The 25,775-nt window shown below is 69.8% G+C and carries 22 protein-coding genes, 2 tRNA genes and 1 pseudogene; 19 read left to right on the plus strand and 6 right to left on the minus strand.

Going from position 1 to position 25,775, the window contains the following annotated elements; genetic code table 11:
- Nucleotides 1-47 precede the first annotated feature (47 nt).
- Nucleotides 48-962, plus strand: a complete 915-nt coding sequence (locus tag BA062_RS28805; RefSeq protein WP_168214122.1) for a 2-hydroxyacid dehydrogenase — start codon at nt 48-50, stop codon at nt 960-962.
- On the opposite strand, the gene BA062_RS40720 is transcribed toward BA062_RS28805, so the two are convergent.
- Nucleotides 914-1,807 (minus strand): hypothetical protein, encoded by an 894-nt coding sequence (locus BA062_RS40720; protein WP_245960056.1) that lies wholly within the window; start codon nt 1,805-1,807, stop codon nt 914-916. The two genes, BA062_RS28805 and BA062_RS40720, sit on opposite strands and share 49 nt — an antisense overlap.
- A gap of 97 nt (nt 1,808-1,904) precedes the next feature.
- Here BA062_RS40720 and BA062_RS28815 point away from each other — a divergent pair, with 97 nt between their 5' ends.
- Nucleotides 1,905-2,561 (plus strand): DoxX family protein, encoded by a 657-nt coding sequence (locus BA062_RS28815; RefSeq protein ID WP_110342128.1) that lies wholly within the window; start codon nt 1,905-1,907, stop codon nt 2,559-2,561.
- 106 nt (nt 2,562-2,667) lie between these two features.
- On the opposite strand, the gene ilvD is transcribed toward BA062_RS28815, so the two are convergent.
- A complete protein-coding gene (gene ilvD, locus BA062_RS28820) occupies nt 2,668-4,512 on the minus strand; it encodes a dihydroxy-acid dehydratase (RefSeq protein WP_110342130.1) in 1,845 nt (614 codons plus the stop codon).
- 50 nt (nt 4,513-4,562) lie between these two features.
- Complete coding sequence (locus tag BA062_RS28825; RefSeq protein ID WP_168214123.1) at nt 4,563-5,069, minus strand: PH domain-containing protein; 507 nt, start codon at nt 5,067-5,069, stop codon at nt 4,563-4,565.
- Nucleotides 5,070-5,368: 299 nt separating this feature from the next.
- Between BA062_RS28825 and BA062_RS28830 the strand changes: the two genes are divergently transcribed.
- From BA062_RS28830 to BA062_RS28870, 9 genes are all read left to right on the plus strand, one after another.
- Complete coding sequence (locus BA062_RS28830; protein ID WP_110342134.1) at nt 5,369-7,228, plus strand: acetolactate synthase large subunit; 1,860 nt, start codon at nt 5,369-5,371, stop codon at nt 7,226-7,228.
- A 30-nt stretch (nt 7,229-7,258) separates the two neighbouring features.
- On the plus strand, nt 7,259-7,765 hold the full coding sequence (gene ilvN, locus BA062_RS28835; RefSeq protein WP_110342136.1) for an acetolactate synthase small subunit: 507 nt from the start codon (nt 7,259-7,261) through the stop codon (nt 7,763-7,765).
- A gap of 36 nt (nt 7,766-7,801) precedes the next feature.
- Nucleotides 7,802-8,815: a ketol-acid reductoisomerase gene (gene ilvC / locus BA062_RS28840; RefSeq protein WP_110342138.1), complete on the plus strand. Its 1,014-nt coding sequence runs from the start codon at nt 7,802-7,804 to the stop codon at nt 8,813-8,815.
- 80 nt (nt 8,816-8,895) lie between these two features.
- Nucleotides 8,896-9,156 carry a DUF397 domain-containing protein gene (locus BA062_RS28845; RefSeq protein WP_110342140.1) on the plus strand — a complete coding sequence of 87 codons (261 nt, stop codon included), beginning with the start codon at nt 8,896-8,898 and terminating at the stop codon, nt 9,154-9,156.
- A 240-nt stretch (nt 9,157-9,396) separates the two neighbouring features.
- Entirely contained in the window at nt 9,397-10,992 is a 1,596-nt protein-coding gene (serA, locus tag BA062_RS28850; protein ID WP_110342142.1) for a phosphoglycerate dehydrogenase, read from the plus strand.
- A gap of 279 nt (nt 10,993-11,271) precedes the next feature.
- Entirely contained in the window at nt 11,272-12,312 is a 1,041-nt protein-coding gene (locus tag BA062_RS28855; RefSeq protein WP_110342144.1) for a 3-isopropylmalate dehydrogenase, read from the plus strand.
- A gap of 61 nt (nt 12,313-12,373) precedes the next feature.
- On the plus strand, nt 12,374-12,574 hold the full coding sequence (locus tag BA062_RS28860; RefSeq protein ID WP_110342146.1) for a hypothetical protein: 201 nt from the start codon (nt 12,374-12,376) through the stop codon (nt 12,572-12,574).
- A 202-nt stretch (nt 12,575-12,776) separates the two neighbouring features.
- On the plus strand, nt 12,777-14,393 hold the full coding sequence (gene cimA / locus BA062_RS28865) for a citramalate synthase (protein ID WP_110342148.1): 1,617 nt from the start codon (nt 12,777-12,779) through the stop codon (nt 14,391-14,393).
- 68 nt (nt 14,394-14,461) lie between these two features.
- Nucleotides 14,462-15,232: a fumarylacetoacetate hydrolase family protein gene (locus BA062_RS28870; protein WP_110342150.1), complete on the plus strand. Its 771-nt coding sequence runs from the start codon at nt 14,462-14,464 to the stop codon at nt 15,230-15,232.
- Here BA062_RS28870 and BA062_RS28875 read toward each other — a convergent pair.
- Nucleotides 15,207-16,445 carry an FAD-dependent oxidoreductase gene (locus BA062_RS28875; RefSeq protein ID WP_110342152.1) on the minus strand — a complete coding sequence of 413 codons (1,239 nt, stop codon included), beginning with the start codon at nt 16,443-16,445 and terminating at the stop codon, nt 15,207-15,209. The two genes, BA062_RS28870 and BA062_RS28875, sit on opposite strands and share 26 nt — an antisense overlap.
- An 89-nt stretch (nt 16,446-16,534) precedes the next feature.
- On the opposite strand from BA062_RS28875, the gene gltX reads away from it, so the two are divergent.
- The 5 genes and pseudogenes from gltX (at nt 16,535) to BA062_RS28900 (ending at nt 20,738) form a co-directional block, all read left to right on the plus strand.
- Nucleotides 16,535-18,016 (plus strand): glutamate--tRNA ligase, encoded by a 1,482-nt coding sequence (gltX, locus tag BA062_RS28880; protein WP_110342154.1) that lies wholly within the window; start codon nt 16,535-16,537, stop codon nt 18,014-18,016.
- Between the two features lie 179 nt (nt 18,017-18,195).
- Entirely contained in the window at nt 18,196-18,888 is a 693-nt protein-coding gene (locus BA062_RS28885) for an HAD family hydrolase (protein WP_110342156.1), read from the plus strand.
- Nucleotides 18,889-18,981: 93 nt separating this feature from the next.
- Nucleotides 18,982-19,053 (plus strand) — tRNA-Gln (locus BA062_RS28890).
- Nucleotides 19,054-19,116: 63 nt separating this feature from the next.
- Nucleotides 19,117-19,189 (plus strand) — tRNA-Glu (locus BA062_RS28895).
- Between the two features lie 359 nt (nt 19,190-19,548).
- A pseudogene (locus BA062_RS28900) lies at nt 19,549-20,738 on the plus strand (M50 family metallopeptidase).
- Between the two features lie 17 nt (nt 20,739-20,755).
- Here BA062_RS28900 and BA062_RS28905 read toward each other — a convergent pair.
- Nucleotides 20,756-21,475: an IclR family transcriptional regulator gene (locus BA062_RS28905; RefSeq protein ID WP_110342158.1), complete on the minus strand. Its 720-nt coding sequence runs from the start codon at nt 21,473-21,475 to the stop codon at nt 20,756-20,758.
- Between the two features lie 98 nt (nt 21,476-21,573).
- Here BA062_RS28905 and leuC point away from each other — a divergent pair, with 98 nt between their 5' ends.
- The 3 genes from leuC to BA062_RS28920 all read left to right on the plus strand — a co-directional run bounded on the left by leuC (nt 21,574) and on the right by BA062_RS28920 (nt 24,496).
- Nucleotides 21,574-22,989 (plus strand): 3-isopropylmalate dehydratase large subunit, encoded by a 1,416-nt coding sequence (gene leuC, locus BA062_RS28910; RefSeq protein WP_110342160.1) that lies wholly within the window; start codon nt 21,574-21,576, stop codon nt 22,987-22,989.
- Between the two features lie 25 nt (nt 22,990-23,014).
- Entirely contained in the window at nt 23,015-23,617 is a 603-nt protein-coding gene (gene leuD, locus BA062_RS28915; protein WP_110342162.1) for a 3-isopropylmalate dehydratase small subunit, read from the plus strand.
- Between the two features lie 228 nt (nt 23,618-23,845).
- Nucleotides 23,846-24,496: an HU family DNA-binding protein gene (locus BA062_RS28920; RefSeq protein WP_110342164.1), complete on the plus strand. Its 651-nt coding sequence runs from the start codon at nt 23,846-23,848 to the stop codon at nt 24,494-24,496.
- A 336-nt stretch (nt 24,497-24,832) separates the two neighbouring features.
- On the opposite strand, the gene BA062_RS28925 is transcribed toward BA062_RS28920, so the two are convergent.
- Nucleotides 24,833-25,771 (minus strand): NUDIX hydrolase, encoded by a 939-nt coding sequence (locus BA062_RS28925; protein ID WP_168214124.1) that lies wholly within the window; start codon nt 25,769-25,771, stop codon nt 24,833-24,835.
- Nucleotides 25,772-25,775: the final 4 nt, after the last annotated feature.

Consider the following 25,775-nt stretch of genomic DNA (forward strand, 5'->3'; position numbering starts at 1 on the left):
TGAACCGCGGGTAAGCGGGTCGGCGGCGATGCGCCACGATGGGTCCTGTGACGATCACGGTGCTGGTTCCCGACGACGACGGTATGCGCGCTCTCGCGGAGGTCGCCGGTGTGCGGCCGGTCCGCTACGACGCCGGAAAGCCGCTGCCACCCGAGGCGGCCGAGGCCGAGGTGCTCATCCCAGGACCCGGCGCGGCTCAGCGCGCGGAGTCGCTGCTCGCCGGGCTGCCGAGGCTGCGGTTGATCCAGCTGCTCACCGCGGGCGCCGAGACCTGGGTGAACGTGCTGCCCGACGGCGTGCTGCTCGCGACCTGCCGCGGCGCCCACAGCGGCGCGACGGCCGAATGGGCGGTGGCGGCCCTGCTGTCGATGTACCGCGAGCTGGACGCGTTCGCCCAGGCCCGTGGCGAACGGGCGTGGGCGCCGAGGAGCACCGACAGCCTGCAGGGCAAGCGGGTGCTCGTGGTCGGCGCGGGCGACGTGGGCCGCGCGCTGCGCCGCAGGCTGGAGCCGTTCGACGCGCGGGTTACGATGGTCGGCCTTTCCGCGAGGGAGGGTGTGCACGGTGTCGACGAGCTGCCGGGGCTGTTGCCCGACGCCGATGTGGTGGTGCTGCTGGTGCCGCTGACCTCGCGTACCCGGGGCATGGTCGACGCGGCGTTCCTCGCGGCGATGCCCGACGGCTCGATACTGGTGAACGCCGCGCGAGGCCAGGTGGTGGACACCGAGGCGCTGCTCACCGAACTGAAAACGGGCCGCCTGCGCGCGGCGCTCGACGTCACCGACCCGGAACCGCTGCCCGAGGATCATCCGCTGTGGACGGTGCCGGGGGCACTGATCACGCCGCACGTGGCGGGCTCGGTGAGCGGTGCGCGCCGCAGGTCCTACGCGGTGGCGGTGGCGGAGATCGAGCGCTACGTCCAGGGAGGGCTGCCGGACAACCTGGTGCACGGCGAGTACTGAGCCTCAGCGTCGACCCGTCTGCAGTGAAGGCCACCTTCACTGCGTTCAACGCAGGCAAGGTGGCCTTCACTGCAGAGAGGCGGGCAGTCCTCGAGAACCGGTCGCGCGGTCGGTCGCGCTTCATGATCGAGCCGCCGAAGTGGTCGTCGTCCTCCGGATCGCCGCCGGGCCGCGACGGGTGTGGCTCGCGCGGCGGTGGCGATCGGCGGGCCGCCCGGCTCGATGATGTCGTCGAGCTCGTACCCTTCCTGGATCATCGTGTACGCCTGGCTCATGCCCTCGACACCGCCCTCCAGCGCGTTGCGCACCTGAGGGTCGTCGAGGAACCGGCCGGCCGCGATGTCGTTCCAGGACAGGTCACCGCGGTCGATGCGCTCCGCAGCTCGCGCAGCTCCCTCGGCGCGATCGGGCCGCGGGCGTGCTCCTCGATCTGCTCGATGTCCTGTTGCGACAGTCCCGTCCCGCGGAACCTGCCGCTCCAGCTGTTTGGCGTTGGCGATGGTCTGGTCGAGGCCGACCTCGGCCTCCTCCAGCTTGGCCGGGGCCTCGCGGAGCCGCGGCGTCTGCCACCAGTCCGGGGACAGGAATCCCCGCCGCGAGGGCCGCCGGACCAGCGCCCACGGCAGTGCGATGGCCCCTGGTCCCGTGATGCACACGTAGCACGACCCGTCCTCGCCGAGCCGGCCGACCGCCTCGGCCTTGTCGCGCGACGCCCGTTCCGTCCTGTCGAGACTCTCGTCCGCCTTCGCGTCGACGCGGATCTGCGGCCGGACGGCCAGGTTGGCGACCGACCGGGTGGCCGTCTCGGGCGTCGTGCCGTGCACGTCCGCTGCCTCGCCGAGCACCGCGAAGCAGGGTGGAAGTGGCCACTTGGCGGGTTGTTCCGTGAAATTCGCGAACGCTTCACGCGGAATCGGGGACAATGCTCTACTCTGCCCGCGCATGAGTACTCACGACGATGAGCTCGACCCCCCGACGACGCGGATCAGCGCCGACCAGTACGACAACAGCGGGTTCTCCGCTGACGGCGGGTACGGGCAGACCACGACCCTGGCGCCGGAGCTCGACGACACCGACGACGTGAGCGAGGACCGCAACCGCTGGCACGGCGGGCTGGACTTCGGCCTGCTGATCGTGCGCCTGCTGCTCGGCGGTACGATGATCGCCCACGGTCTGCAGAAGTTCGGCCTTTTCGACGGTCCGGGACTCGGGGGCTTCGCGGACGCCCTGTCGAACTTCGGGTACACGAGCCAGACGACGCTGCTGTCGTGGATCACGGCGATCGCCGAGGTCGGTGGCGGTGCACTGCTGGTGCTCGGCCTGTTCACGCCGCTCGGAGCCGCGGCGATCCTTGGCGTCACCGCGAACATCATCTACGCCAAGTATGACGCGGGCGGCCGGTTCTTCACCAACGACGGCAGCGGCTTCGAGTACGAGCTGCTGCTGGCAGGCACGGCGTTCGCGCTGCTCTTCACCGGTTCCGGGAGGGCGGCGATCGACGTGCACACCCCGTGGCGGCGCAAGCCGCTGCCGTACGCGCTGCTCGGCCTCCTGCTCGCCGCGGCCGCGTCCGTCGTGGTGATCCTGCTCTTCCGTTAACCCGTTCAGCCCCGTCCCCACCGGCCCCGAACAGAGAGCAAGGGAGCTTTACTACCGTTTTCCGGTAGTAAAGCTCCCTTGCTCGTTTTCTGGGCGCTACGGTGTGTTACTTGTTCGGGTCGCGGACGGCGCCGGTGTCGGCCGAGGTGGCCATGCGGGCGTAGGCGCGCAGCGCCGCGGTGACCTGGCGCTGCCGCTCGGCGGGCTGCCACGGCCGCTCGCTGGCCTCCATTTTCGCCCTGCGTTCGGCGAGCACCGCCTCGTCCACCAGCAGCTCCAGTTTGCGCTCGTGGACGTCGATCAGGATGCGGTCACCGTCCTGCACGAGCCCGATCACGCCGCCCGCCGCGGCTTCCGGCGAGATGTGCCCCACCGAGATGCCTGACGAGCCGCCCGAGAACCGGCCGTCCGTGATCAGCGCGCACACCTTGCCGAGGCCGGCGCCCTTGAGGAACGCCGTGGGATGCAGCATCTCCTGCATGCCGGGACCGCCCGCGGGCCCTTCGTAGCGCACCACGAGCACGTCGCCGGGCTGCACCTGCTTGCCGAGGATGGCCGACACCGCCTCCTCCTGGCTCTCCACCACGCGCGCGGGACCCTCGAAGTGCCACAGCTCCTCGTCGATGCCCGCGGACTTGATCACCGCGCCGTTCTCGGCGAGGTTGCCGCGCAGCACCGCGAGACCGCCGTCGGCGGTGTAGGCGTGGGCGATGTCGCGCACACAGCCCTGCTCCGCGTCGGTGTCCAACGAGGACCAGCGGTTCGACGTCGAGAACGCCTCCGTGGTCCGCACACCGCCCGGGGCGGCGTGGAACAGCTCGACGGCCTCCTCCGACGGCGACTCCGACCGGATGTCCCAGGTGGACAGCCACTGTTCCAGCGAGGGGGAGTGCACGGCGTGCACGTCGGTGTTCAACAGTCCCGCGCGGTACAGCTCGCCGAGGATGGCCGGGATTCCACCGGCCCGGTGCACGTCCTCCATGTGGTAGTCGGAGTTCGGCGCCACCTTGGACAGGCACGGCACGCGCCTGCCGATCGCGTCGATGTCGGCGATCGTGAAGTCGATCTCGCCCTCCTGCGCGGCGGCGAGGATGTGCAGCACCGTGTTGGTGGAGCCACCCATCGCCATGTCCAGCGCCATCGCGTTCTCGAACGCCTTCCGGTTGGCGATCGAGCGCGGCAGCACGCTCTCGTCGTCCTCGCCGTACCAGCGCTTCGCGATCTCCACCACGGTGCGGCCCGCGTTGGAGAAGAGCTCGCGTCGTGCCGCGTGCGTGGCGAGCGTCGAGCCGTTGCCGGGCAGCGAGAGGCCGAGCGCCTCGGTGAGGCAGTTCATCGAGTTGGCCGTGAACATGCCGGAGCAGGAGCCGCACGTCGGGCACGCGGACCGCTCGACCTCGGCGAGGCCCTCCTCGTCGACGGATGCGTTGGCCGAGGCCGAGATCGTGGTGATGAGGTCGCTCGACGGATGCGCGACACCGTCGAGCACCACCGCCTTGCCGGCCTCCATCGGCCCACCCGACACGAACACGGTGGGGATGTTGAGGCGCATCGCGGCGTTCAGCATGCCCGGGGTGATCTTGTCGCAGTTGGAGATGCACACGAGCGCGTCGGCCTGGTGCGCGTTCACCATGTACTCGACCGAGTCGGCGATGATCTCGCGCGAGGGCAGCGAGTAGAGCATGCCGCTGTGGCCCATCGCGATGCCGTCGTCGACGGCGATGGTGTGGAACTCGCGCGCGACGCCGCCGGCCTCCTTCACGGCCTCGGCCACGATGTCGCCGAGGTCCTTGAGGTGTACGTGCCCTGGCACGAACTGGGTGTAGGAGTTGGCGATCGCGACGATCGGCTTGCCGAAGTCGCTGTCGGTCATGCCGGTCGCCCGCCAGAGGGAACGGGCCCCCGCGGCGTTGCGGCCATGAGTCGTGGTACGGGAACGCAGAGCAGGCATGACGCTCAGGTTACGCCCGGTCGATCACCGTCCCACGTGGTGGCGGGGAACTACTGCTTCTCGGCCGCGGCGGGTGCCTCGTCGGCCTTCTCCGCCGGCCCGGTCTCGGGCTCGTCGGCCTGCTCGTCCTCGCCCGGCTGGTCCAGCACCCCGGACGGGTCGGCGATCACGCCGTCGCTGACGAGGGACAGCACCGGGATGTGGCGGGTCCGCACGCTCGGCAGCGCGACCTTGGTGCCGTCGTTCAGCACGGCCTGCACCTTCGACTTCGGTGTGATGGCGAGGCCCTTGAGGTCGCTCCAGGCCAGCTCGCGCGTCTGGAAGAGGGACCGGACGGCGAGCCCCTGCCGGGTCGCGGTGGTGCGGTAGCCGACGACCAGCACGATGACGGCGATCGGCAGGATGTACAGCGCCTGCAGGCCCGGGGCCGCGAACGCGGCCGGGGTCACGCAGAACAACAGGATCGGGATGCTGAGCAGTGCCGTCGGCGGCACCCGGAAGACCGCGCGCCTGCCCTCGGCCTGCGGTGTCTGCTGCTCACGCGGTTCGTCTGCCACCCTTCGATGGTGCACCCAGCGGCCTCGCGCGCGGAAAGCGGGGGAGTCCAACTGTAGGAGTGTCCAGTATCCGGAATCACGATCCCGCAGAGTTGACACTGTTGACGCGCAGCGATTAACGTCCTCGGCGTGACACCGCAGATCGGTCTCGTACTTCCCAAGCGCGTCGACGCTTAGGAAGCAATTCTGCGTCGACGCGCGACCCTCGTACGGCCCTATGGTCGGCGAGGGTTTTTTAGTGCCCGGAACAATAGAAGAGCCCACCACCAGCAGCACCGACAACCCACGAGGCAGAACCGATGACAAGCGCGACCTCGCGATCGGAAACGAACGCCGGGCCCACGGCCCCGGCGTCGTCGAGTCAATCAGGAGCACGGCCGAAGCCGGCGCCGCCCGCAGGGACACCCGTCAGGGTGACCGGGGCGCAGTCGCTCGTCAGGTCGCTCGAGGCGGTCGGCGTCGAGGTGGTGTTCGGTATTCCGGGCGGCACCATCCTGCCTGCGTACGACCCACTTCTCGACTCCACGAAGGTGCGGCACGTCCTCGTCCGCCACGAGCAGGGCGCCGGCCACGCGGCCACCGGCTACGCGCAGGCCACCGGCAAGGTCGGCGTGTGCATGGCGACGTCCGGCCCCGGCGCGACGAACCTCGTGACGCCGCTGGCCGACGCGAACATGGACTCCGTGCCGGTGGTGGCCATCACGGGCCAGCAGACCCGTGCGCTGATCGGCACCGACGCCTTCCAGGAAGCCGACATCTGCGGCATCACGATGCCGATCACCAAGCACAACTTCCTCGTCACCGACCCCGTGGACATCCCGAGGGTCATCGCCGAGGCGTTCCACCTGGCGAGCACCGGCCGTCCCGGCCCGGTCCTGGTGGACATCCCGAAGGACGTGCTCCAGGAGGCCACCTCGTTCTCGTGGCCGCCGGAGCTGCACCTGCCCGGCTACCGGCCCACGCTGCGCCCGCACGGCAAGCAGGTGCGCGAGGCGGCGAGGCTCATCACGCAGGCCCGCAGGCCGGTGCTCTACGTCGGTGGCGGCGTGCTCAAGGCGCAGGCGTCCGAGCAGCTGCGTGAGCTGGCCGAGCTGACCGGCATCCCCGTGGTGACCACGCTCATGGCGCGGGGTGCCTTCCCCGACTCGCACCGGCAGCACCTCGGCATGCCGGGCATGCACGGCTCCGTGGCCGCGGTCGCGGCGATGCAGCGGGCCGACCTGCTGGTAGCGCTGGGTGCCCGCTTCGACGACCGCGTGACGGGCCAGCTGTCCTCCTTCGCGCCCGACGCGGCCGTGGTGCACGCCGACATCGACCCGGCGGAGATCTCGAAGAACCGCAAGGCCGACGTGCCGATCGTCGGTGACTGCGCCGAGATCATCGGCGAGCTGATCGCGGCCGTGAAGGCCGAGACCGAGCGCGACGGCAAGGCCGACCTCACGCCGTGGTGGACGCAGGTGGACTCCTGGCGCGAGACGTTCCCCGCCGGCTACGAGTGGCCCGCCGACGGCACGCTCTCGCCGCAGTACGTCATCGAGCGCATCGGCGAGATCGTCGGCCCTGACGCGATCTACGCGGCGGGCGTCGGCCAGCACCAGATGTGGGCGGCGCAGTTCATCAAGTACGAGAACCCGAGGACGTGGATCAACTCGGGCGGGCTCGGCACGATGGGCTTCGCGGTGCCCGCCGCGATGGGCGCGCAGTTCGGTGCCCCCGGCAAGCAGGTGTGGGCGATCGACGGCGACGGCTGCTTCCAGATGACCAACCAGGAGCTGGCCACGTGCGCCATCGAGGGCGCGCCGATCAAGGTCGCCGTGATCAACAACGGCAACCTCGGCATGGTCCGCCAGTGGCAGAACCTCTTCTACGCCGAGCGCTACTCGAACACCGACCTCGGCACCCACAAGCACCGCATCCCCGACTTCACCCTGCTCGCCGAGGCGCTGGGCTGCGCGGGCCTCCGCTGCGAGACGAAGGAGGAGGTCGACGACGTGATCCGCAGGGCGATGGAGATCAACGACCGGCCCGTGGTGATCGACTTCGTCGTCGGCAAGGATGCCCAGGTGTGGCCGATGGTCGCCGCGGGCACCGGGAACGACGAGATCATGGCCGCACGCGGCATCCGGCCCCTTTTCGACGACGACGAGGTGTCCCAGTGAGCGCTGGCGACCGGAGGGAGCAAAACGCTCATGAGTAACCACACGCTCAGCGTTCTGGTCGAGAACGTCCCCGGCGTGCTCGCCCGCGTGTCCGGCCTGTTCTCCCGCAGGGGCTTCAACATCGAGTCCCTCGCCGTGGGACCTACGGAGAATCCCGAGGTGTCCCGCATGACGATCGTGGTCGCCGTCGAAGAGCTACCGCTCGAACAGGTGACCAAGCAGCTCAACAAGCTCGTCAACGTCATCAAGATCGTGGAGCTCGACCCGGCCAGCTCGGTGCAGCGCGAACTGCTGCTCGTGAAGGTCAGGGCCGACGCCACGGTGCGCAGTCAGGTCCTGGAGACCGTGCAGCTGTTCCGTGCCAAGGTCGTTGACGTCTCACCGGAGGCGCTCACCATCGAGGCCACCGGGACCAGCGACAAGATCGGTGCGCTCCTGCGCATGCTGGAGCCGTACGGTGTGCGTGAGCTGGTGCAGTCGGGCATGGTCGCGGTCGGTCGCGGCGCCCGGTCCATCACCGCGACCTCCACTCGCTAAGCAGCAGAGAAAATCCGAAAGGAAGTACCACCCCTCATGTCAGTCGAAATCTTCTACGACGACGACGCCGACCTCAGCATCATCCAGGGCCGCAAGGTCGCCGTCATCGGTTACGGCAGCCAGGGTCACGCGCACGCCCTGAGCCTGCGTGACTCGGGCGTCGACGTCCGCATCGGTCTGCCCGAGGGGTCGAAGTCGCGCTCCAAGGCCGAGGAGGAGGGCCTGCGCGTCCTCACGCCCGCCGAGGCTTCGAAGGAAGCCGACGTGATCATGATCCTCGCGCCGGACACCAAGCAGCGCACGATCTACACCGAGGACATCGAGCCGAACCTGAAGGACGGCGACGCGCTGTTCTTCGGCCACGGCTTCAACATCCGCTATGAGCTGATCAAGCCCCCGGCCAATGTGGACGTCGCGATGGTGGCCCCCAAGGGCCCCGGTCACCTCGTGCGCAGGCAGTTCGTCGACGGCAAGGGTGTGCCCTGCCTGATCGCGGTGGAGCAGGACCCGAGCGGCAACGGGCAGGCGCTCGCGCTCTCCTACGCGGCCGCCATCGGTGGCGCGCGTGCGGGCGTCATCAAGACGACGTTCAAGGAGGAGACCGAGACCGACCTGTTCGGTGAGCAGTCGGTGCTCTGCGGTGGCGCCTCGGCGCTCGTGCAGACCGGTTTCGAGGTGCTCACCGAGGCGGGCTACGCGCCGGAGATCGCCTACTTCGAGGTGCTGCACGAGCTGAAGCTCATCGTCGACCTCATGTACGAGGGCGGTATCGCCCGGATGAGGTATTCCATCTCCGACACCGCGGAGTACGGCGACCTGACCCGCGGCCCCCGGGTGATCACCCCGGACGTCAAGGAGAACATGAAGGCGATCCTGGCGGAGATCCAGGACGGCACCTTCGCCCGCGAGTGGGTCGGCGAGGACGAGGCGGGCCGCCCGAACTTCCGCAAGCTGCAGGAAGCCGGCGAGCAGCACCCGATCGAGGAGACCGGCAAGAAGCTGCGCGGCCTCATGTCCTGGGTGGACCGGCCGATCACCGAGACCGCCTGACGCGAGGATTTTTCAGAAAGCCCCCAAGGGCACCGAGGTGCCCTTGGGGGCTTTCTCGTCGTGGCTTACCGTGGCGGTCCATGAGCAAGGATTCCTCGGCCATCGTCGACGACAAGGCCGGTCTGCGGGGGGCGCTGGATCTGAGCGACGCCGAATGGCGCCGCGTGCAGCCGGAGGGCGACACGGTCGAGTACACGTTCGTGCCGCACACGGACGGTGTCACCTATGTCGCCTTGCGTCAGTCGTCCGATCCCGGCGGCGTCGTTCTCGTCTTCACACCGTCCGAATGGGACGCGTTCCTCGCCGGCGTGCGCGACGGGGAGTTCGACCGGCCCGAGTGAGGGCGGTGAGTGAACGGCGTTGACCCTCGACCGTCCGGCACCGGACGGTCGCGCTCGGCACGCCCCGAGGGGTTCGGGACATCGCGGAAAGCGCCGTGAACGCTCCGTTCGCGCCCGCATCTTGCGTTGTGGACGGATGTCCGCCACGTTAACGCCTGGAGCTAGACTGCGGGCGCCCCGGCACAGCGCCGTGCCCCCGAGCGCGTCTGCGACACCGAACCGAGCTACGAAAGGCGCATCGTGACCAATTCCAGCCAGCCCGTCGTTCTCCTCGCCGAGAAGCTCGCGCCGTCCGCGGTGAGCGTCTTCGGGGACGAGGTCGAGGTCCGGCACGTGGACGGCACCGACCGCCCCGCGCTGCTGGACGCGGTGAAGAACGCCGACGCGCTGCTCGTCCGTTCCGCGACCAAGGTCGACGCCGAGGTGCTGGGAGCCTCCAGCAGGCTCAAGGTCGTCGCGCGCGCCGGGGTGGGCCTGGACAACGTCGACGTGCCCGCCGCCACCGAGCGCGGCGTGCTCGTGGTCAACGCGCCCACCTCCAACATCGTCTCTGCCGCCGAGCACGCCGTCGCCCTGCTGCTCGCCGTCGCCCGCCGCGTGCCCGCCGCCGACCAGAGCCTGCGGGGCGGCGAGTGGAAGCGCAGCTCGTACACCGGCATCGAGCTCAACGGCAAGACCATCGGCGTGGTGGGCTTCGGCAAGATCGGCCAGCTGTTCGCGCAGCGGCTCGCCGCGTTCGACACGCAGCTGATCGCCTACGACCCGTACACCTCGCCCGCCCGCGCCGCGCAGCTCGGTGTCGAGCTCGTCTCGCTCGACGAGCTGCTCGCTCGCGCCGACGCGATCTCCATCCACCTGCCCAAGACGCCGGAGACCAAGGGCCTCATCGACGCCGCGGCGCTCGCCAAGACCAAGAAGGGCGTGCTGATCGTCAACGCCGCCCGCGGTGGCCTCATCGACGAGGAGGCGCTCGCGAACGCGGTCCGCGACGGTCACGTCGGCGGCGCCGGCATCGACGTGTTCGCCGCCGAGCCCACCACCTCCAGCCCGCTGTTCGGCCTGCCCAACGTCGTGGTGACCCCGCATCTCGGCGCCTCGACCGCAGAGGCGCAGGACCGCGCGGGCACCGACGTCGCGCGCTCGACGCTGCTGGCCCTGCGCGGCGACTTCGTGCCTGACGCGGTGAACGTCGCCGGTGGCAAGGTCACCGACGACGTCCGGCCGTACCTGTCGCTCGCACAGAAGCTCGGCACGGTGCTCTCCGCGTTCAGCACCAATGCCCCGTCGTCGGTCGCCATCGTCGCCAAGGGCGAGCTGTCGGGCGAGGACGTCAGCGTGCTGCAGCTCGCCGCACTTCGCGGCGTGTTCTCGGGCGTGGTGGAGAACCAGGTCACCTTCGTCAACGCGCCCCGCCTCGCCGAGGAGCTCGGCGTGCAGGTGAGCGTGAGCACCGAGCCGGAGAGCACCAACTACCGCAGCCAGCTCACGGTGCGTGCCGTGCACGCGGACGGCACCGTGCACACGGTGTCGGGCGCGGTCACCGGCAAGGACGAGGTCGAGAAGCTCATCGAGGTCAACGGCAGGCACTTCGACATCCGCGCCGAGGGCAACATGCTGCTGCTCGAGTACCCGGACCGTCCCGGGATCATGGGCCGCGTCGGCACCCTGCTCGGCGAGGCCGGCATCAACATCGAGGCCGCGCAGATCAGCCAGACCACGGACCGCTCCGATGCCGTGATGCTGCTGCGGGTCGACCGTGCCGTGGACGCCCACCTGCTCGACCCGATCGGCGCGACCGTCGACGCGCGCATGATCCGCGCGATCACCTTCGCCTGACACCTCCCGCCCTCCACAGTGGACGCCGCGCGCGGTCACATGGAGTGACGGACATGGCGGTGCTCGCCGACCGCGAGGTCGGTCGGCACCGTCATACCCGTTTGAAGATCATCTTGGGTAGCATCGTGCCACCATCGGGTGGCACGATGTGCTGCGCACTGCGGCGTAAGGGTGGTACTGCTTCGGGCTTTTGTCGACGGCGGGTAACCTGCCGACGCTGGAGTTCGATGCGAATGGGGCAATCGGGACGCCGGTCGCCCGACTGACGGAGGTGTGTGGATGCGGCTCGCTGTGATCCCCGGTGACGGGATCGGGCCCGAGGTGGTGACCGAGGCTCTCAAGGTGCTGGCCGAGGTCGTCCCGAACGCCGAGACGACCAACTACGACCTCGGCGCCACCCGCTGGCACGCGACCGGCGAACTGCTTCCCGAGTCCGTTCTCGGCGAGCTCCGCCAGCACGACGCGATCCTGCTCGGCGCGGTCGGCGACCCGACCGTTCCCAGCGGCATCCTGGAGCGTGGCCTGCTGCTGCGCCTGCGTTTCGAGATGGACCACCACGTGAACCTCCGCCCCGCTCGGCTGTACCCGGGGGTGCGCGGACCGCTCGCCGACCCTGGCGACATCGACATGGTCGTGGTCCGTGAGGGCACCGAGGGCCCCTACGCCGGCAACGGTGGCCTGCTGCGCAAGGACACCGAGCACGAGATCGCCACCGAGGTCAGCGTCAACACCGCGTTCGGCATCCGCCGCGTGGTGGCCGACGCGTTCAAGCGCGCCGAGGAGCGGCCCCGCAAGCATCTGACGCTGGTGCACAAGACCAACGTGCTGGAGCACGCCGGTTCGCTGTGGTCGCGCATCGTCGAGGAGGTCTCGCTGGAGCACCCCGACGTGACGGTGGCCTACTCGCACGTCGACGCGGCGACGATCCACCTGGTCACCGACCCGAGCCGGTTCGACGTGCTGGTGACCGACAATCTCTTCGGCGACATCATCACCGACCTCGCCGCCGCCGTCACCGGTGGCATCGGCCTCGCCGCGAGCGGCAACCTCGACATCACCAGGCGCAACCCGAGCATGTTCGAGCCGGTGCACGGCAGCGCCCCGGACATCGCGGGGCAGAACCTCGCCGACCCGACCGCGGCCGTGCTGTCGGTGTCGCTGCTGCTCGACCACCTCGGTGAGAAGGAGGCCGCGCGCCGCATCGAGGCGTCGGTGGCCTTCGACCTCGCCACCCGCGACCAGGCGTCCCCTGGCGCCACGCAGGCGATCGGCGACCGCCTCGCCGCGCTCGTCTCCTCCAACACCAGGCAGGCGGGCTGACCGGCGCCGCACGTGTGTGAAGCACCTCCCGGGGGAACCCTCCCCAGGGAGGTGTTTTCACATGTGGACATGGCTGCGCACGTTGCTGGCCCGCAGGGAGCCCGCCGAGTCGACCGCGCCCGAGGCGGACGCGGCGACCGATCCCGCCGTGGCCAAGGCCAGGCCCAAACGTTCCACCGGGACGTTCGTCGGGAGGACCGCGCGCGACGACGAGGGCTACGCGGGGGAGACAGGAGCCGAACGCAGGCAGGAGGAGACGTGAGCGCCCGGTAGGTGAAACCGGTCGCTCACGGGTTGGACATCGCCCGCCGCTGTGGCATGATGCCCGGCATGAACACGTCTCGCGTGATCATTATCGCCAAGCGCGCCGGATAGGGCTTTCGACGAAAGCAGCCGGCGCGCAGACCTCTCGCATCCGCGGGGGGTCTTTTTGTTTGTCAGGAAACGGCTTCGAGGAGAACCCCGTGACTCGCACGGAACCAGCCGGAACCCCGCTCGGCGACCAGTTCCACCTGTACGACACCACCCTGCGTGACGGTGCGCAGCGGGAGGGGATCACGTACTCGGTGGCGGACAAGATCGCCGTCGCGGGGCTGCTGGACGAGCTGGGCGTGGGGTTCATCGAGGGCGGCTGGCCGGGCGCGATGCCCAAGGACACCGAGTTCTTCGCGCGCGCCGCCGCAGGGGACCTGGTGCTCAAGCACGCCGTGCTCGTGGCGTTCGGCTCCACACGCAAAGCCGGTGTGCGGGCCGCCGAGGACCCGCAGGTGCGGGCGCTGCTCGACTCGCGGGCGCCGGTGGTGACCCTCGTCGCCAAGTCCGACGTGCGGCACATCGAGCGCGCGCTGCGCGTGGACGTCGCCGAGGCGTGCGCGATGGTCGAGGACACCGTGTCCTTCCTCGTGGGGGAGGGCAGGCGCGTCTTCCTCGACGCCGAGCACTTCTTCGACGGCTACGCACACGATCCGGACACCGCGCTGCGCGTGCTCGACGCGGCGGGGCGCGGCGGCGCCGACGTGGTGGTGCTGTGCGACACCAACGGCGGCCAGCTGCCGCTCGGGCTCGCGGAGACCGTGCGCGAGGTCGCCGGGCGGACCGGGTTGCGGCTCGGCATCCATTGCCAGGACGACACCTCGTGCGCCGTCGCCAACAGCATCGCCGCCGTGCAGGCGGGCGCCACCCACGTGCAGTGCACCGCGAACGGTTACGGGGAGCGGGCCGGCAACGCCGACCTGTTCGCCGTGACGGGAAACCTGGTGACCAAGCTCGGCATGGACGTGCTCCCTACCGGGGGCGCCGCCGAGTTGACCCGCGTCTCCCATGCCCTTGCCGAGATCGCGAACATCGCCCCCGACACCCACCAGGCCTATGTCGGGGCGTCGGCCTTCGCCCACAAGGCGGGGCTGCACGCGAGCGCGATCAAAGTGGATCCGTTGCTGTACAACCACATCGATCCCGCTTTGGTCGGCAATGACATGAGGGTCCTGGTCACCGAGATGGCCGGCAAGGCGAGTCTCGAGCTCAAGGGACGTGAGCTCGGGGTGGACCTTGCCGGCCGGCCCGAAGCGCTCGGCAGCGCCGTCGCGAAGGTCAAGACGCTGGAGGCGAGCGGCTGGTCCTTCGAGGCCGCGGACGCCTCGCTGGAACTGTTGCTGCGCAGGGAGGTCGCCGGAGCCGAGGGGACGTCGCCGGACGAGCCGCCGTTCACCCTCGAGTCCTACCGCGTCGTGCTCGACCACCGCGCCGACGGTGAGGTGATCGCCGAGGCTACGGTCAAGGTGCACGTCGACGGCGAGCGCGTGATCGCGACGGCCGAGGGCAACGGGCCCGTCAACGCGCTGGACGCCGCACTGCGCAAGGCACTGCTGCCGCACCTGTCCTGGTTGGACAGCGTGGAGCTCGCCGACTACAAGGTCCGCATCCTCTCCAACCACGCGGGCACCGACGCCGTCACGCGTGTGCTCATCGAGTCCTCCGACGGCGAGCGCGAGTGGACCACGGTGGGCGTGCACGAGAACATCGTGGAGGCCAGCTGGCTGGCGTTGTGCGACGCGCTGCTGCACAAGAGCCTGCGAGTTTGACTAGGGCCCGCCCGTCTCCCACCACCGCCCAAACGGACACGCTTCGCGTGACAGCCTAGGATTCGAGTGTGCGTCTAGCTCGAGTTGCTCATCCCGAAGGCGTCGCGTTCGTGTCCGTCGAGGGCACCGACACCGACGCCGTGGTCAAGGAGATCGCCGACCACCCGTTCGGCACGCCCAGCTTCACCGGCAGGCAGTGGCCGCTGGCCGACGTGCGGCTGCTGGCCCCCATCCTGCCGTCGAAGGTCATCGCCGTCGGCCGGAACTACGCCGCGCACGCCCAGGAGTTCGGCAACGAGGTCCCCGGCGAGCCGATGATCTTCCTGAAGCCGTCGACGAGCGTGATCGGCCCGAACGCGGCCATCAAGCTGCCGCCCGCGTCGTCTCGTGTGGACTTCGAGGGCGAGCTGGCCGTGGTGATCGGCCAGCCGGTGCGCAACGTGCCCGCCGCGCGGGCCGCGCAGGCCATCCTCGGCTACACGATCGCCAACGACGTGAGCGCGCGGGACCTGCAGAAGTCCGACGGGCAGTGGGGCAGGGCCAAGGGGTTCGACACGTTCTGCCCGCTCGGGCCGTGGATCGAGACCTCGCTGGACCCGGCCGACCTCGCGCTCAGGTCCGAGGTGGACGGCGAGGTCAAGCAGGACGCCCGCACCTCCGCACTGGTGCACAAGATCCCGCAGCTCGTGGAGTTCGTCTCCTCGGTGATGACGTTGCTGCCGGGGGACACGATCCTCACCGGCACTCCCGAGGGCGTCGGCCCGATCACCGCCGGGCAGCAGGTCTCGATCACCGTCGAGGGCATCGGCACCCTCACGAACCCGGTGCAGAGCGCTTAGCGAACTCCGGCGCGTGCTCGGGGCGGAAACCGATCCCGATCAGGTAGGCGGGCACGACCGACGCCTGCGGCACGCGCCGGAGCAGCCCGACCATCGGCTTCGGCGGGCCCAGGCGCTTTCCGTCGACCAGCGGCTGGGCCACCGTCCGGTGCAGCAGCCGCTGCAACGCCTGCACGAGCACCGTCGGGACGAGCCTGCGCGCGCGGACCTTCGCCAGCACCGAGGGTGACACGGTGCCCCGGCGCAGCGGCCCGGCGAGCAGCGTCGCCGCCGCGACGGCATCCTGCACCGCGAGGTTGATGCCGACGCCGCCGATCGGTGACATCGCGTGCGCGGCGTCGCCGATGCACAGCAGCCCGTCGACGTGCCAGCGTCGCAGCCGGTTGAGCCGCACGTCCAGGTGCTTGACCTCCTCCATCGACTCGAGCTCGCCGAGCCGGCCGGCCAGCTGGGGCACCACCTCGGCCACCTCGGCGCGGAAGCTCTCGATACCGGCCGCGCGGAGCTGGGCGTCGATCCCCTTCCTGCCGATGTAGGCGATCTGGAAGAAGGAATCGCGCGGGATCACGATCGCCATGCGGCCGTTGCGCATCCTCGGCGTCAGCGTGCCCGCGGACTCACCCGGCTCGCGGCCGAGCCGGAACCACCACGCGTCGATCGGCACCGGGTACTCCCGTGGCCTCAGCCCGGCGTCCCTGCGCGCGACCGACCAGCGCCCGTCGGCGGCGACGGTGAGGTCGGCGCGGAGTTCGCCGGTCTCGCCGTCCCGGGTCCGGTACCGCACCCCTCGCACCCGGCCGCCCTCGCGGATCAGCGACGTGACCTCGGTGCGCATCCGCAGCCGGAACGTCGGTTCCTCCTCGGCGGCCTCGGCGAGCAGGTTGAGCACGTCCCACTGCGGCGCGATGGCGATGTAGGGGTGGGCGGTTCTGAGCCTGCGCAGGTCGCCGATGGTGACCTCGTCGTGCTCACCGACGGGGAACGCGATCCTCTCCATCCGGTCGTGCGGCAGCTTCGCGAAGCGTTCCCCCAGGCCCAGCTCGTCGAGCAGCCGCAGCGTCGAGGGGTGCACCGTGTCGCCGCGGAAGTCGCGCAGGAAGTCGGCGTGCTTCTCCAGCACGGTGACCTCCACTCCGGCCCGCGCCAGCAGCAGCCCCAGCACCATCCCGGCCGGCCCGCCGCCGGCCACCACGCACCTCGTCCGCTCGCTCATCGCCGCAACCCCCTTATTCATCAATCGTTGAATAAACTCACCATGCACCGGGAAGCCGCGCACGTCAAGGGCGATACGCTGGATGGGCTATGACTGAGAACATCGCCGTCCGCGCCCGCTTCTGCCCGTCGCCGACCGGGACCCCGCACGTCGGGCTGATCCGCACGGCGCTGTTCAACTGGGCCTTCGCCCGTCATCACGGTGGCAAGCTGGTGTTCCGCATCGAGGACACCGACGCCGCACGCGACTCCGAGGAGTCCTACGAGGCACTCCTCGACGCGCTGCGCTGGCTCGGCCTCGACTGGGACGAGGGCCCCGAGGTGGGCGGCGAGCACGGCCCCTACCGGCAGAGCGAACGCGGCGAGATCTACGCCGACGTCGCCAAGCGCCTGCTGGAGGCGGGGGAGCTGTACGAGGCGTTCTCGACCAACGAGGAGGTCGAGGAGCGGCGCAGGGCGGCCGGTCAGGACCCCAAGCTCGGCTACGACAACTTCGACCGCGACCTCACCGAGGAGCAGAAGGCCGCCTTCCGCGCCGAGGGCCGCGCGCCGGTGCTGCGCCTGCGGATGCCCGACGAGGACCTGTCGTGGAACGACCTCGTGCGCGGCGAGATCTCGTTCAAGGCGGGCACCGTGCCCGACCCGGTGCTGGTGCGGGCCAACGGCCAGCCGCTCTACACGCTGACCAATCCGGTCGACGACGCGCTCATGCGCATCACGCACGTTCTGCGCGGCGAGGACCTGCTGCCGTCGACGCCCCGCCAGATCGCCCTGTACCGGGCGCTGACGCGGATCGGGCTCGCCGAGTTCACGCCCGAGTTCGGGCACCTGCCCTACGTGATGGGCGAGGGCAACAAGAAACTGTCCAAACGGGACCCCTCCTCCAATCTCTTCAACTACCGGGACCGCGGGTTCATTCGCGAGGGCCTCCTCAACTACCTCGCCCTGCTCGGCTGGTCGATCGCCGACGACCGCGACGTCTTCAGCGTCGAGGAACTGGTGCAGGCGTTCGAGATCACGAAGGTCAGCGCCAACCCGGCCCGCTTCGACGTGAAGAAGGCGGAGGCGATCAACGGCACGCACGTCCGGGCGCTCGCGCACGAGGACTTCGTGCAGCGCACGCTGCCCTACCTCGTCGCGGCAGGAGTACTGCCGGCCGCGCCGAGCGAGGAGCAGCTCGGCGCGCTGCGGGCGATCGCCCCGCTGGTGCAGGAACGCGTGGTCGTGCTGTCCGAGGCGACCGGCCTGCTGCGGTTCCTGTTCATCTCGGAGGAGGACTTCGCGCCGGAGGAGGCCGCGGCCACCAAGGCGCTCGGCCCCGACTCGGAGCCGGTGCTGCGCGCCTCCATCGAGGCGCTCGAAGCGCTGCCGTCCTGGGAGACCGCGGCCATCGAGGAGGCGCTCAAGGACGCGCTCGTGGAGGGCCTCGGACTCAAGCCGCGCAAGGCGTTCGCGCCCGTGCGCGTGGCGGTGACCGGACGTACCGTTTCCCCGCCGCTGTACGAGTCGATGGAACTGCTCGGGCGGGAGCGTTCACTCGGCCGGTTGCGTCGCGCGCTGCCGGGCAACTGAGCGTAGACGACCTGGACCGAAACAGACCCGGCTTTATCACCTCGTCAGCCGAGTCGATAAAGCGGAAAGTGCCCTAGCCTCGGCGGGTGGCTTTTGCGCTTGGCTCCCCGACAGCACCGCAAACCGTTTCCGATCGCGACGACGACGCGCCTCCCTGGGACCCGCCCGAGCTCCGGCTCGTGTGCCTTGACATCGATGACACGTTGATCGATTTCACGGCCGCCAGCCGAAGATCGCTCGAGGCGCTCATCGGCAGGACCGACGCATGGGAGCTGTGGGAGCGGGTCACCGACGAGCACGTCGCGAGGGTCGTGTCAGGCGAGCTGGACTACGCCGAGATGCACGCCAGGCGCACGCAGGCCTTCCTGGCCGAGCTGGGCACGTGCGTCGGCCTCGCCGAGGCGGCCGAACTGGAGGTCGGCCGCAAGGAGCTGCTGCGGACGTCGTGGCGGCTGTTCGACGACGTCCTGCCGTGCCTGGAGTGGCTGACCGCCGCGGGCGTGCGCGTCGCCGCTGTGACCAACGCCTCGGGAGCCCACCAGCGCGAGAAGCTGGCCGGACTGGGGCTCGCCCGCTTCTTCGACTACGTGGCCATCGCGGGCGAGGTGGGGGTCGCCAAGCCCGATCCGGTGATGTTCCACTCGGTCTGCTTCAAGCTGGGCTGCGACATGTCCGAGACGGTGCACGTCGGCGACAAGCTCCGCACCGATGCCGTGGGCGCCCGTGACGCCGGTCTCGGCGGAGTGTGGCTCAACCGGGGCGAGGCCGACGTGGACGTGCCCGCAGGCGTGCACGTCATCTCGAGCCTCGCCGAGCTCCCTGAGCTGCTCGTCTCCGAGTTCGTGCGGATCGGCGTGCCCGCGCAGCGCTGACAGCCGGGGCCGGTTGAGACGCCGTTTCCGGCGTGGTCTAGTATTTCTTTCCAGTGGTGCTGAGCCGGAGCGCGCTCGGGCGAGGCACCTCTTTGGGGTATGGTGTAATTGGCAGCACGACTGATTCTGGTTCAGTTAGTCTAGGTTCGAGTCCTGGTACCCCAGCTGCAGAGGGAAAAAACCGGTCTGGTAAGTTTCTCTCCAGCAACAAGGAAGCAACACCTCCTAGCCCCCGTCGTCTAGCGGCCTAGGACGCCGGCCTCTCACGCCGGTAGCGTGGGTTCGAATCCCATCGGGGGTACTCGAAAGGGCGGAGGCCCCTGTCTGCGGAAAGCGCGGACAGGGGCCTTTCTCGTTGTGTCTTGTGGGGGTGCAACCCCCACGCCCCGCCCGGAGGGGCTTCGCCCCCGGACCCCCACGTAGGTAGGCGGAAAGCGCGGACAGGGGCCTTTCTCGTTGTGTCTTGTGGGGGTGCAACCCCCACGCCCCGCCCGGAGGGGCTTCGCCCCCCGGGACCCCCCACGTAGGTAGGCGGAAAGCGCGGACAGGGGCCTTTCTCGTTGTGTCTTGTGGGGGTGCAACCCCCACGCCCCGCCCGGAGGGGCTTCGCCCCCCGGACCCCCACGTAGGTAGGCGCTCGAGATCACGTTGCCTTGATGCTTGGGTTGGAGACTCGGTGGGGGGCGCCTCGACGCGCTTCACGAGGCGGGGCACATGCTCGCCGCCAAGGCGTTCGGGATGAAGGTACGGCGGTTCTTCGTGGGCTTCGGTCCGAAGCAGTTCTCCTTCCGTCGTGGCGAGACCGAATACGGCCTGAAGTGGATCCCCTTCGGGGGGTTCTGCGAGATCGCCGGGATGACGACGCTCGACGAGCTCACGCCCGACGAGAAGCCCAGGGCGATGTGGCGGCACAAGGCGTGGAAGCGCACCGTCGTGACGGGCAGCGGCATCGCGGTCAACGTGCTCGTCGGCTTCGTGGTGCTCTACGCGCTGGCCGTCACGATGGGCCTGCCCAACCTCACCGGCACCCCGCAGGTGCCCGCCGTCAGCGCGTGCGTGCGCGACGCGCGAACCGCCGCCGAGGTGACCACGCCCGCGTGCGCGCAGGGCGACCCCGCGCCCGCGCGGGACGCCGGCATCCGGCCCGGAGACGAGATCGTGTCCGTCGCGGGTACGCCGACGCCCACCTACGTCGACGTCATCTCCTCGATCGAGCGGTCCTCCGCGCCCACCGCGATCGAGGTCGAGCGTGACAGGCAGGTGCTGCCGCTGACCGTGGACGTCCCGCGCGTCGACCGTCCACAAGCGCAGGAGGATGGTCCGGTCGAGATCGTCAGCACCGGGTCGATCGGGGTCACCTTCCCCCGCGAGTTCCACTACGGCGCGCTCGGGGCCATCCCCGGTGCCGCGGGCTTCGCAGGCGACATGTTCGCGCAGACCTGGCAGCGGCTGCTGGAGTTCCCCGAGAAGATCCCCGCGGTGGTGGGCGCGATCTTCGGCGGGGAACGGGATCCCGAGGGGCCGTGAGCGTCGTCGGGATGAGCCGCATCGGCGGGGAGGCCGTCGAGCAGGGCCTGTGGCAGCTGTTCCTGCTCCTGCTGGCGGGGCTGAACTTCTTCCTCGCCGTGTTCAACACGTTGCCGCTGCTGCCATTGGACGGCGGGCACATCGCGGTGGTCTGGTACGAACGGCTCCGCAACCGGCTCCGTGCGTTGCGGGGCAAGGCCGAGGGTCCGCCCGTGGACTACACCAGACTGTCCACGGTGACACTGACCCTCGTGCTCATCGGCGGCGCCATCATGTTGCTCACCATCACCGCCGACATCGTGAACCCCGTGCGCCTCACCTGACCCGGCAACCCCTGGCGCTACAGGCGTTCCTGGAGGGCGTCCGCGGCCGCGAGGAGGTCCGCCGCCCAGCGGGCACCCGGCTTGCGGCCGATCCGCTCGACCGGTCCCGACACCGACACCGCGGCGATGACCGTGCCGGAGGAATCCCGTACCGGAGCCGAGACGCTGGCCACACCGGGCTCCCGCTCGGCGACGCTCTGCGCCCAGCCCCGGCGCCGGACCTCCAGCAGGGTCCGTTCCCCGTAGACGGCCTCGGCCAGGATCGTGCGCTGCGTGTGGGAATCCGCCCACGCGGCCAGCACCTTGGCACCGGAGCCCGCCGTCATCGGCAGCCGTGCGCCGATCGGCACCGTGTCACGAAGGCCGCTCGGCGGTTCGGCGGTGGAGACGCAGATGCGCTGGACGCCGTCGCGGCGGTACAGCTGCACGCTCTCGCCCGTGATGTCCCGCAGCTTCGGCAGGATCACGCTCGCCGCGTCCAGCAAGGGATCCGTGGTGCCGCCGGAGAGCTCGGCGAGCGCGGCACCGGGGCGCCAGCGGCCGTCGGGGCCACGGCGCAGCAGCCGGTGTACCTCCAGCCCGACGGCGAGCCGGTGCGCGGTGGCGCGCGGCAACCCCGTGCGGGTGCACAATTCCGCCAGGCCGCACGGTTCCTCGGCCACGGCGTGCAGAACGGCGACGGCCTTGTCCAGCACGCCGATACCGCTCTGCTGGTTCTCAGGGTTATGCTGTCCCACAAGGCGATACTATAATCCCGGAGTTTGGGAAGTCCAGAATCCGGGACGGAGCCGACTCCTCAAGCTCGCACACACGCTCATTCAATGGAGGAGCCCTGATGGCAGAGAAGCGGGGCCGCACGCTGGCAGAGAAGGTCTGGGACTCGCACACGGTGCGCCGCGGCGAAGGCGCCGAGCCGGACCTGCTCTACATCGACCTGCACCTCGTGCACGAGGTCACGAGCCCGCAGGCGTTCGACGGACTGCGGCTGGCCGGCCGCCCGGTACGCAGGCCCGACCTCACGATCGCGACCGAGGACCACAACGTCCCGACGGTGGACATCGAGCTCCCCATCGCCGATCCGGTCTCGCGGACCCAGGTTGACACGCTTCGCCGCAACTGCAAGGAGTTCGGCGTGCGGCTCCACCCCATGGGAGACGCGGAGCAGGGCATCGTGCACGTCATCGGCCCGCAGCTCGGCCTGACCCAGCCCGGGATGACCGTGGTGTGCGGCGACAGCCACACCTCCACGCACGGTGCGTTCGGCGCGATGGCCTTCGGCATCGGCACCTCCGAGGTCGAGCACGTGCTCGCCACGCAGACCCTCCCGCTGCGCCCGTTCAAGACGATGGCGATCAACGTCGATGGGGAACTGCGCCCCGGCGTCACCGCGAAGGACATCATCCTCGCCGTCATCGCCAAGATCGGCACCGGCGGCGGTCAGGGCTACGTCCTGGAGTACCGAGGCAGCGCGATCGAGTCGCTGTCGATGGAAGCCAGGATGACCATCTGCAACATGTCGATCGAGGCGGGCGCCCGCGCCGGCATGATCGCTCCCGACGAGACGACGTTCGCCTACCTCGAGGGCCGTCCGCACGCCCCGAAGGGCGCCGACTGGGACGCCGCGGTGGCGAACTGGCGGGAGTTGCGCACCGACGACGACGCCGTGTTCGACGCCGAGGTTCACCTGAATGCGAACGAGCTGACACCGTTCGTCACCTGGGGCACCAACCCCGGCCAGGGCCTCCCGCTCGGGGAGTCGGTGCCGGACCCGGCCGCCATCGCGGACGAGACCGAGCGGTTCGCCGCCGAGAAGGCCCTGTCCTATATGGATCTTCAACCGGGCACCCCGCTGAGGGAGATCGCGGTGAACACCGTCTTCCTCGGCTCGTGCACGAACGGCCGGATCGAGGACCTGAGGGCCGCCGCGGGCGTGCTGAAGGGCCGCAAGGTGGCCGACAACGTGCGCATGCTCGTGGTCCCCGGCTCGATGCGGGTGCGCAAGGCGGCCGAGGAGGAGGGGCTCGACGAGGTCTTCACGGCCGCCGGCGCCGAGTGGCGGCAGGCCGGCTGCTCGATGTGCCTCGGCATGAACCCGGACCAGCTGAAGCCCGGGGAGCGCAGCGCCTCGACCTCGAACCGCAACTTCGAGGGGCGGCAGGGCAAGGGCGGCCGGACCCATCTGGTGTCCCCGCTCGTGGCCGCCGCGACCGCCGTCAGGGGCACCCTGTCCTCGCCCGAAGACCTCAACTAGACCTCAGCCAGGGAGTCACGAAACCATGGAGCCCTTCACCAAGCACACCGGCGTCGGAGTGCCTTTGCGCAGGTCCAACGTGGACACTGACCAGATCATCCCGGCCGTCTACCTCAAGCGCGTGACCCGCTCCGGCTTCGAGGACGGCCTGTTCGCCGCCTGGCGCGGCGACGAGCAGTTCATCCTCAACCAGGAGCCGTTCCGGCAGGGCAGCGTCCTCGTCGCCGGCCCCGACTTCGGCACCGGGTCCTCTCGTGAGCACGCCGTCTGGGCGCTCATGGACTACGGCTTCCGGGTGGTCATCTCCTCCCGGTTCGCCGACATCTTCCGGGGCAACTCCGGCAAGGGGGGTCTGGTGGCCGCCCAGTGCGAGCAGGCGGACGTCGAGCTGCTGTGGAAGCTGCTCGAGAACGAGCCCGGCACGGAGGTCACGGTGGACCTCGAGGCGAAGACAGTACGGGCCAAGGACTTCACCGCGCCCTTCCAGATCGACGACTACACCCGCTGGCGGCTGCTCGAGGGGCTCGATGACATCGCTCTCACCCTCCGACACGCCGACGAGATCGTCTCGTTCGAGGCCCAGCGGCCCTCCTGGAAGCCCCTGACCACCCCTCAAGCGGCTTCCTGAGACACGGATTCCCTGCTCAGAAAGGGAATCCGCGCTCGGCCGGCGGCCGGCGAAACCACGCCGAACGGCTGCGGAAGGGCCCCGAACGGGGCCCGCCGGGGGCGTAACAGCGCACCCGATAAGGAAAAAATCCGCGTGCCGTTTGGAATTTGTGCTGCGTTGGTAATACCGTGTGCGCATGTCGGCCGGTGTGGCCGGGTAACAAGTAGTTCTTCTTGGAGGACTGGAATGGCCAACAAGGCCCAACTGATCGAGGCGCTCTCCGAGCGCCTGGGCGACAAGAAGGTCGCTTCGCAGGCTGTCGACAACCTCGTCGACATCATCATCCGTACGGTCAACAAGGGCGAGAAGGTGAACATCACCGGCTTCGGTGTGTTCGAGAAGCGCGCCAGGGCTGCCCGTACCGCCAGGAACCCGCGCACCGGCGAGACCGTGCGCGTCAAGAAGACCAACGTCCCGGCCTTCCGCGCCGGTACGACCTTCAAGGACGTGGTGAGCGGCGCCAAGAAGCTGCCGAAGGCCACCACGACCAAGCGTTCGACGGCTTCCACGTCGACGCGGAGCACTGGCACCACGACGAGGGCGGCAGCCAGCAGGCCGACCGCGACGCGTAGCACCACCACGCGTTCCCGTGCCACGACGGCTCGCAGCACGACGAGCCGCACGGCGACCAAGGCCGCTTCGTCGAGGACGGCCGCGAAGAGCACTGCCACCAAGGCGGCTCCGAAGACCACCGCCAAGACCGCGGCGAAGACCACGGCAAAGGCCACCACCGCGAAGAAGGCCCCCGCCAAGACCACGGCGAAGGCCAGCACCGCCAAGGCGGCCCCGAAGACCGCGGCCAAGCGGACCACCGCTGCCGCCAAGAAGAAGAAGTAAGCCCGCTACCGGGCTGCCGGTTCGTTCCGGCTCACTTCTCGGCAGGGCCCCGCGCCACCCGGCGCGGGGCCCTGCCGCGTTTCGTGGGCCATTTCCCGGGGGCGCCCATCCGCTCCCGGCACCGGCCAAGCTGAGACGCCGCACGGCACGGTGTTCGCCCAACCGCAGTGAAGGCCACCTTCACTGCGTTCAGCGCAGGCATGGTGGCCTTCACTGCGTTGGACAGGCATGGCGGGGCGTCTGTTTGGGTGGCGGGGGGAGAAGGGCGGGCGCAGTGAAGGCCACCTTCACTGCGTTGAGCGCAGGCATGGTGGCCTTCACTGCGGGTGGAGGGGGCTACGAGTTCGCCGGGGCCGGTGCCGGGAGAGGGGTTGGTAGGTAGTGTGCGGCCGCGAGTCGCGGGCCCGCGTCGCCCTCGGCGAACGACAGCAGCCACACCGAGCCCTTCTTGCTCGCCACGCCGTCCGCCTTCGTCTCGGGAAGCTCGACGCCGCCGTGCTCGGCGAGCGCGCTCACGATGTCCGGGATGACCCCGCCCTGGCTGCACGCGACCGGAGTGCCGCCGTCGGCGACGATCGCGAGCAGCCGCGACCACGCCACCACGGGGTCGGTCCAGTAGTCGTCCTCCGACAGCAGCGGCTCGTGGACGATCTCGGCACCGATGTCCTCGGCGAGGCCCTGCACGGTCTGGACACACCGCAGGCGCGGCGCGGAGAACACGCGGTCGGGGCCGAACGCCCTCAGCAGCACCCGCAGCGCCTCCGCCTGCCGCATTCCCGCGTCCGAGAGCGGCCTCAGATCGTCGTCACCGGTCCACTCCTCCCGTTTGCCCGCCTTGCCGTGCCGGACCAGCAGGAGCGTCGTCAGGGCCGGGGGCAGCGCCGTGAACTCCCGCAACACCTCCTTGTCGGTGCCGTAGCTGAGCAACGATTCGGCCTCGGCCGGCGGAAGCCAGCGCAGTTCGTCGACTTCCTCGTTCGGGATGAATCGGCCCTCGCCGGCCCTCGCGGCGAAGTAGTCGACCGTTTTCGGGCCCTTGGCCACCTCGTATTCCGCGGTATTCAGGAAACGGCCGAGAACGGCGGTGAACCCCGTTTCCTCGGCGAGTTCCCTCACCGCGGCGACCGGGGCGGTCTCGCCGGGGTCGACTTTTCCCTTGGGCAGTGACCAGTCGTCATAGTGCGGCCGGTGCACGACCGCGATCTCGATTTCCGGGGAGGTGCCCTGTCGCCACAACACGGCTCCCGCGGCCCGGATGGCCCGCCCGTGGTCCATGCCG

It is taken from the genome of Prauserella flavalba, from assembly GCF_003202235.1.
Lineage (GTDB): Bacteria > Actinomycetota > Actinomycetes > Mycobacteriales > Pseudonocardiaceae > Prauserella_A > Prauserella_A flavalba.

Bases quoted from the DNA above. Each gene is read 5' to 3' on its own strand.
- BA062_RS28860 (WP_110342146.1), top strand. From the start codon at position 12,374: ATGTGGACATGGCTGCGCACGTTGCTGGCCCGCAGGGAGCCCGCCGAG.
- leuD (WP_110342162.1), top strand. From the start codon at position 23,015: ATGGAGCCCTTCACCAAGCACACCGGCGTCGGAGTGCCTTTGCGCAGG.
- BA062_RS28845 (WP_110342140.1), top strand. From the start codon at position 8,896: ATGAGCAAGGATTCCTCGGCCATCGTCGACGACAAGGCCGGTCTGCGG.
- leuC (WP_110342160.1), top strand. From the start codon at position 21,574: ATGGCAGAGAAGCGGGGCCGCACGCTGGCAGAGAAGGTCTGGGACTCG.
- gltX (WP_110342154.1), top strand. From the start codon at position 16,535: ATGACTGAGAACATCGCCGTCCGCGCCCGCTTCTGCCCGTCGCCGACC.
- BA062_RS28875 (WP_110342152.1), bottom strand. From the start codon at position 16,445: ATGAGCGAGCGGACGAGGTGCGTGGTGGCCGGCGGCGGGCCGGCCGGG.
- ilvC (WP_110342138.1), top strand. From the start codon at position 7,802: ATGTCAGTCGAAATCTTCTACGACGACGACGCCGACCTCAGCATCATC.
- BA062_RS28925 (WP_168214124.1), bottom strand. From the start codon at position 25,771: ATGGACCACGGGCGGGCCATCCGGGCCGCGGGAGCCGTGTTGTGGCGA.
- BA062_RS28855 (WP_110342144.1), top strand. From the start codon at position 11,272: ATGCGGCTCGCTGTGATCCCCGGTGACGGGATCGGGCCCGAGGTGGTG.
- BA062_RS28815 (WP_110342128.1), top strand. From the start codon at position 1,905: ATGAGTACTCACGACGATGAGCTCGACCCCCCGACGACGCGGATCAGC.
- ilvD (WP_110342130.1), bottom strand. From the start codon at position 4,512: ATGCCTGCTCTGCGTTCCCGTACCACGACTCATGGCCGCAACGCCGCG.
- BA062_RS28920 (WP_110342164.1), top strand. From the start codon at position 23,846: ATGGCCAACAAGGCCCAACTGATCGAGGCGCTCTCCGAGCGCCTGGGC.
- ilvN (WP_110342136.1), top strand. From the start codon at position 7,259: ATGAGTAACCACACGCTCAGCGTTCTGGTCGAGAACGTCCCCGGCGTG.
- BA062_RS28830 (WP_110342134.1), top strand. From the start codon at position 5,369: ATGACAAGCGCGACCTCGCGATCGGAAACGAACGCCGGGCCCACGGCC.